Source organism: Synechococcus sp. R70.1, assembly GCF_047461675.1.
Lineage (GTDB): Bacteria > Cyanobacteriota > Cyanobacteriia > Thermostichales > Thermostichaceae > Thermostichus.
In genome coordinates this window covers 11,583-17,313 of record NZ_JANSHR010000060.1, presented here as the reverse complement: position 1 = coordinate 17,313, position 5,731 = coordinate 11,583, and the positions used below count along the sequence as shown (strand labels likewise).

At 57.5% G+C, this 5,731-nt stretch carries 6 protein-coding genes and 2 tRNA genes; 4 read left to right on the top strand and 4 right to left on the bottom strand.

Going from position 1 to position 5,731, the window contains the following annotated elements; genetic code table 11:
• Positions 1 to 112: 112 nt before the first annotated feature.
• Positions 113 to 185: transfer RNA gene (locus NW807_RS08000), tRNA-Glu, on the bottom strand.
• Between the two features lie 322 nt (positions 186 to 507).
• Here NW807_RS08000 and clpP point away from each other — a divergent pair.
• From clpP to NW807_RS07980, 4 genes are all read left to right on the top strand, one after another.
• Positions 508 to 1,110 carry an ATP-dependent Clp endopeptidase proteolytic subunit ClpP gene (gene clpP / locus NW807_RS07995; protein WP_414405445.1) on the top strand — a complete coding sequence of 201 codons (603 nt, stop codon included), beginning with the start codon at positions 508 to 510 and terminating at the stop codon, positions 1,108 to 1,110.
• A 512-nt stretch (positions 1,111 to 1,622) separates the two neighbouring features.
• Positions 1,623 to 3,047 carry a form I ribulose bisphosphate carboxylase large subunit gene (locus NW807_RS07990; protein WP_414393443.1) on the top strand — a complete coding sequence of 475 codons (1,425 nt, stop codon included), beginning with the start codon at positions 1,623 to 1,625 and terminating at the stop codon, positions 3,045 to 3,047.
• A 64-nt stretch (positions 3,048 to 3,111) separates the two neighbouring features.
• Positions 3,112 to 3,519, top strand: coding sequence for a RuBisCO chaperone RbcX (gene rcbX / locus NW807_RS07985; RefSeq protein ID WP_414405443.1), 408 nt, complete (start codon positions 3,112 to 3,114; stop codon positions 3,517 to 3,519).
• 3 nt (positions 3,520 to 3,522) lie between these two features.
• On the top strand, positions 3,523 to 3,855 hold the full coding sequence (locus NW807_RS07980) for a ribulose bisphosphate carboxylase small subunit (RefSeq protein WP_414393441.1): 333 nt from the start codon (positions 3,523 to 3,525) through the stop codon (positions 3,853 to 3,855).
• A gap of 75 nt (positions 3,856 to 3,930) precedes the next feature.
• On the opposite strand, the gene NW807_RS07975 is transcribed toward NW807_RS07980, so the two are convergent.
• The 3 genes from NW807_RS07975 to NW807_RS07965 form a co-directional block, all read right to left on the bottom strand.
• A complete protein-coding gene (locus NW807_RS07975) occupies positions 3,931 to 4,689 on the bottom strand; it encodes a TIGR00297 family protein (RefSeq protein ID WP_414425775.1) in 759 nt (252 codons plus the stop codon).
• Between the two features lie 47 nt (positions 4,690 to 4,736).
• A tRNA-Ser gene (locus NW807_RS07970) sits at positions 4,737 to 4,828 on the bottom strand.
• Between the two features lie 106 nt (positions 4,829 to 4,934).
• Positions 4,935 to 5,486, bottom strand: a complete 552-nt coding sequence (locus tag NW807_RS07965) for a hypothetical protein (protein ID WP_414425774.1) — start codon at positions 5,484 to 5,486, stop codon at positions 4,935 to 4,937.
• Between the last annotated feature and the right edge of the window lie 245 nt (positions 5,487 to 5,731).

Here is a 5,731-nt window from a genome sequence, read left to right as displayed (position 1 = left end):
CAGCCCCGCTGCAATCAGACCCGCCGCCAGGAGATAGGGGTTAGCCGCACCATCACCACGTCAAACAGAAGATGCGCCGGCGAAGCTACGCATCGTCACTACCTCTCCTCTATACCCCCAAGGGGATTCGAACCCCTGTCGCATCCGTGAAAGGGATGTGTCCTAGGCCTCTAGACGATGGGGGCATCTCCAAACGAAGCGATCTTGATTGTAAGGAGGCAGGTTTAACTCTGTCAACTTGAATCTCTTGCTAGTCACCGTCGCCCGCCCCCCATCCTACCCCGGCCAAGATCAAGAGTCCCAGGAGAGCCAGACCCAGCAATCCGGCGATCACAAGGGGTTCATCCGGGATCACATCCATTTACACCTCATCTCCGCAGATTGATAAATTGATAATGAGGATCCCAGCGGCAGGCTACCTAGGCAGAGCCAGGCAACTCCTCTGCAGGGGGCAGTTATCCCGTGGCTTAAACTACACTATGGTAGCAACCCATCGCTTGGACTGGCATGATTCCCACTGTTATCGAGCAATCTGCACGCGGCGAGCGCGCCTTTGATATTTACTCGCGTTTGCTACGGGATCGGATTATCTTCTTGGGCACGCCGATAGATGACGACGTAGCCAACCTGATTGTGGCCCAGATGCTCTACCTGGAATCCGAAGACCCTGAGAAAGATATCTACCTCTACATCAACTCTCCTGGCGGCTCTGTCTATGCCGGTATGGCCATTTACGACACCATGCAGCACATCCAGCCAGACGTCTCCACCATCTGCATTGGCTTGGCCGCCAGCATGGGAGCCTTTTTGCTGGCAGGGGGTGCCAAGGGCAAACGCATTGCCCTTCCCCATGCCCGCATTATGATTCACCAACCTCTAGGGGGAGCCCAGGGTCCAGCGACCGACATTGAGATCCAGGCCAGGGAGCTCCTCTTTATCAAAAACAGCCTCAACAGCCTGCTTGCCTACCACACGGGCCAGCCGCTGGAGCGTATCGAGCGCGACACAGACCGCGACAACTTTATGACCCCAGAACAGGCCAAAGAATACGGCATCATCGACCAGGTAATCACCAAGAAGCCCCAGCCTTCCCTGACGACCGTTTCCTAGTCCTCCTGGCTGCCAGGGAGTCTCTTTCCCAGCTCCCTGCCAAGGGGGCTGGTGTCGTTAGTGGGGGATTCTCCCAGGAAGATGTGAAGAAAGTCAAAGAAATCTATCCCGTTGCCAGCGGAAGGCCTGGCTTGCTTTAAGTAAGCTAATCAAACTCATAAAGAAAGTCATGATCTGGCTTTCATCGCGGATGGTAGCTTAGGATTAAACCCAAGAAGGTGGAGCTGCATTATTGAGATCGCAGGGGCAACAAGAGCTGGAAATAGTCCATAGAGGCTTTCTGGACTTGGTGCGTTAAAGCTAGCGATGAAAGGAGTCAGGGAAGAGGGCTTACAGGTTGAGGGGAAAGAGGTAGGCTGCAAGGTCGAGCCTACCGATTGTGAGGCAGCTCCAAGGCCAGAAAGGGCAGGCAGTTGAGGCTCCTTACCTCTGCTTCCTCGCCTGTTGCCTAAAGCTGGAGATGCTAGTTCTCAACTTTGCAGAGTTTGTCATTCGTGTAGAGGAGGATTGACGTGGCCTATTCAGCAACGAAAACCAAGAGCGGCTATCAAGCGGGGGTGAAAGACTACAGACTGACCTATTACACCCCTGATTACACGCCCAAAGATACCGACATCCTAGCCTGTTTTCGGGTTACGCCTCAGCCAGGCGTTCCTCCAGAAGAAGCAGGGGCAGCAGTAGCAGCTGAGTCCTCGACGGGCACCTGGACAACCGTTTGGACCGATCTGCTCACTGACTTGGATCGCTACAAGGGCCGCTGCTACGACATCGAGCCGGTTCCTGGCGAAGAGAACCAGTACTTCTGCTTCGTCGCCTACCCGCTGGATCTCTTCGAGGAAGGCTCAGTAACCAACATGCTCACCTCGATTGTGGGCAACGTCTTCGGCTTTAAGGCCATAAAGGCGCTGCGGCTGGAAGACTTGCGCATTCCCGTAGCTTACCTGAAGACCTTCCAGGGCCCTCCCCACGGCATTCAGGTAGAGCGGGATAAGCTGAACAAGTATGGCCGTCCGCTGCTGGGCTGCACCATCAAGCCCAAGCTGGGTCTTTCCGCCAAAAACTACGGGCGAGCTGTGTACGAGGCACTGCGGGGTGGGCTGGACTTTACCAAAGACGACGAGAACGTCAACTCGCAGCCTTTCATGCGCTGGCGGGATCGCTACTTGTTTGTCATGGAAGCGGTCCACAAAGCTCAAGCCGAAACCGGCGAGATCAAGGGCCACTACCTGAACGTGACCGCGCCCACCTGTGAGGAAATGTTCAAGCGGGCGGAGTTTGCCAAGGAGATTGGCGCTCCCATCATCATGCACGACTACCTCACTGCGGGCTTTACGGCCAACACCAGCCTGGCCAAGTGGTGCCGCGATAATGGCATCCTGCTGCACATCCACCGCGCCATGCACGCAGTGATCGACCGGCAGAAAAACCACGGCATCCACTTCCGGGTGCTGGCCAAGTGCCTGCGCATGTCTGGCGGCGACCACCTGCACGCCGGTACGGTGGTGGGCAAGTTGGAAGGCGACCGCGCCATCACCATGGGCGTTGTGGATCTCATGCGGGAAAACTACGTCGAGGCGGATCGCTCCCGCGGCATTTTCTTCACCCAAGATTGGGCTTCTATGCCTGGGGTCATGCCGGTGGCTTCTGGAGGGATCCACGTTTGGCACATGCCGGCGCTGGTGGAGATCTTCGGGGACGACGCGGTGCTGCAGTTTGGCGGCGGCACGCTCGGCCACCCGTGGGGGAATGCTCCCGGTGCAACGGCTAACCGCGTGGCCCTGGAAGCCTGCATCCAAGCCCGCAATGAAGGTCGAGACCTGATCCGAGAGGGCAGCGACATCATCCGCGAAGCAGCCAAGTGGTCGCCAGAGCTGGCGGCTGCCTGCGAGCTGTGGAAAGAGGTCAAGTTCGAGTTCAAGCCCGTCGATACGCTCTAAAACTCTCTGGGGGCAAGGGATCTCTGGACTCTCTTGCCCCCCTGGCCCAACCCCTGGATCGGTCATGGATCTAAAGCAGATCGCCAAGGACACGGCCAAAACTTTAATCAGCTACCTGACCTATCAGGCGATGCGCACGGTGCTGGCCCAACTGAGCGAGACGGATCCTCCCAGGGCCCTCTGGCTGCAGCAGTTTTCTGCTCGGCAAAGCTTCCAGGATGGGGAAGCCTATCTTCGGGCTTTGCTGGCAGAGCGGGCCGACTTGGCCTACCGCATCATGACCGTTCGAGAGTACCTGGCAGCGGAGGTGGTCGACTACTTGCCGGAAATGGCCAAAACCGGTATTCAACAGGCCAACATGGAACACCGCCGCAGCCACCTGGAACGGCTGACTTCAGCAACCGGATCCCTGCCGGTCACCCACCCAGAGGCAGGATCCCCTCTCCAAAACCCTACACCTGAAACGGAGTAAGTTATGCAAACCCTACCGAAAGAGCGCCGCTACGAAACCTTTTCCTATCTGCCACCCCTAACGGATCTGCAGATCCTCAAGCAGGTGCAGTACATCCTAGATCAGGGCTACATCCCTGCCATCGAATTCAACGAATCTTCCGAGCCAACCGACCACTACTGGACTTTGTGGAAGCTGCCGCTGTTTAGCGCTACTTCTCCACAGGAGGTGCTGACTGAGGTGCAGGCCTGCCGCAGCGCTTACCCCCATTGCTTCATCCGCGTGGTGGGCTTCGACAACATTAAGCAGTGTCAGGTGCTGAGCTTCTTGGTTTACAAGCCAAGCGGCTTGCGCTAGAAGCTGTTCTGCTGTTTTTACACCCCTAGGGGAGAGAGCTTCCGGAGGGCTCCTCCCTTTTTCCTTGGGCTCTCTCTACGCTCCAATCCCCAGGAGGGCTCCCAGCCCCACCGCCAAAAGAGCGGCAAGGGTTGTCTGAATGCCGTTCACCACCTCATTGGTCATCCAGGCCAGGCGGGGCTGCAACACTACCCCCATCCAGCTTTCTGCTAGAGTGGCCAGGATGCCGGCCAGCCAGCAGGCGCTCAGCCACCGGGGATCCCCTCCCACCCATTCTCCGCCAATCCCCCAGGCCAAGGCGGACATTCCCCCTGCTGCTGCCACCCCCGCCAGGGATCCCTCTAGGCTGACAGCTCCCTCGGTGCCGGCAGGCACCGGCTGAAAAGTGGTGATCAAAAAGGTCTGCCGTCCATAGGCTTTGCCTACTTCGCTGCTGACGGTATCGGCCAATTTCGCTGCAAAGCTGGCACTATACCCCAACCACCACAGGGAGTGCGGAAAGAAAGCGTATCCCACTGCGCATACCGCCCCGGTCAAAGCAGAGCCCCAGACATTTTCTGGGCCCCGCGCCCCTCCTCGCTTCTCGGCAATTCCCTGCGCCTGCTTCCGGTGGATCCCCAAGCGGGTGACGGCTGTGCCGACTAAAAAATAGGCGGCTACTACCAGGTAGCCCCGCCACCCCAGGCCCCCCCACACCAACAAACCCAGCAGCCCTGCGTGGAGCACCCCAGCCCGGGTCAGCGCCTTTTGGGGACTCTGCAGGGCTAGCCCCACGAGAAGTAAATTGAGCCAAAGCGCCACTCCCCACTGACTTAGAAGCCATCCCTGGCCCATCAGTGCCCTCCGTCAGCGGCAAAGGTGGCTAGCTTTGGCTGTGGCAACGGAGAGGGAGGGATTCGAACCCTCGACGGAGCCTTTTGGGCCCCGTAACTTCTTAGCAGGAAGCCGCTTTCGACCACTCAGCCACCTCTCCAAGCTGGCAGAGCCAGCGGCAAGCTGGGCGCCAACTTCTAGCTCACCTATTGTAGAAGATGGGATCCCAGCCGGCAACTGTTCTCGGCGGGGATCCCTGGCTGCCCTTAGCTCACCACCTGCACGTAGATATCGAAGCTGCCGCTGTTGTCGCTGTAACTGCCCTTGGCGTCGTTGACATTAAAGGCAATATCCAGGTTGGGATCCAGATCCACCTCTTGCGGCTGCTCGGGCGAGGATTCCCAGACCTGTCGGGCCACCAACTGGACGTTGGGCTGGAACAGCACCAGGCCGTAGCGGCAAAGGCCAGGGTAGCGCCAGTCGGGAGGCGTGGGGATCCCTTTGCCGAGAGGGGAGCGAATGCTAGTGGAGAAAGAGAAGCCATAGCGCCAGGCTACATTTCTTACGAAAAAGCGAATGCGGCTGGCCCGCAGCGGCTGCCCTTGCCAGTACAGGACATTGCCGGCCTCGTGGTTAACCCGCAGGCCACAGAAGGCAATCCAGCCCTGCAAATTTTCCTCTTGGGGCTGACTGCCCTCGATCACCACGGCTTGGCTCCAGTCCAAGTCGCTGCCATCACAGGTAATCTCTGGAGGGACTTGCGTCAAATCCACTTGCAGAAGCTCTAACGTAGCGGGCGTAACCAATTGGGTAGACATTGCTCTCTCCTTGTTTCCTTGCAAGGCAAGATTGTGATTGTGAAGCCTTAAGAAGTTTTAAGGCAAGCTGATAAAAAACAGCTCCAGATTCTCGTAAGGCTCTCTATTGGAAGTTCTCTCTCTTGCTAGCTCTAGCAAATCCAGGTTACCCAAATTGCCCAAAGAGCGGGTTCGACTTTTTCAAATTTTTACCAAAAGTGCTGAAAGACCAGGTTCAGATGCCTTTTCATTAATGTAAATCGACA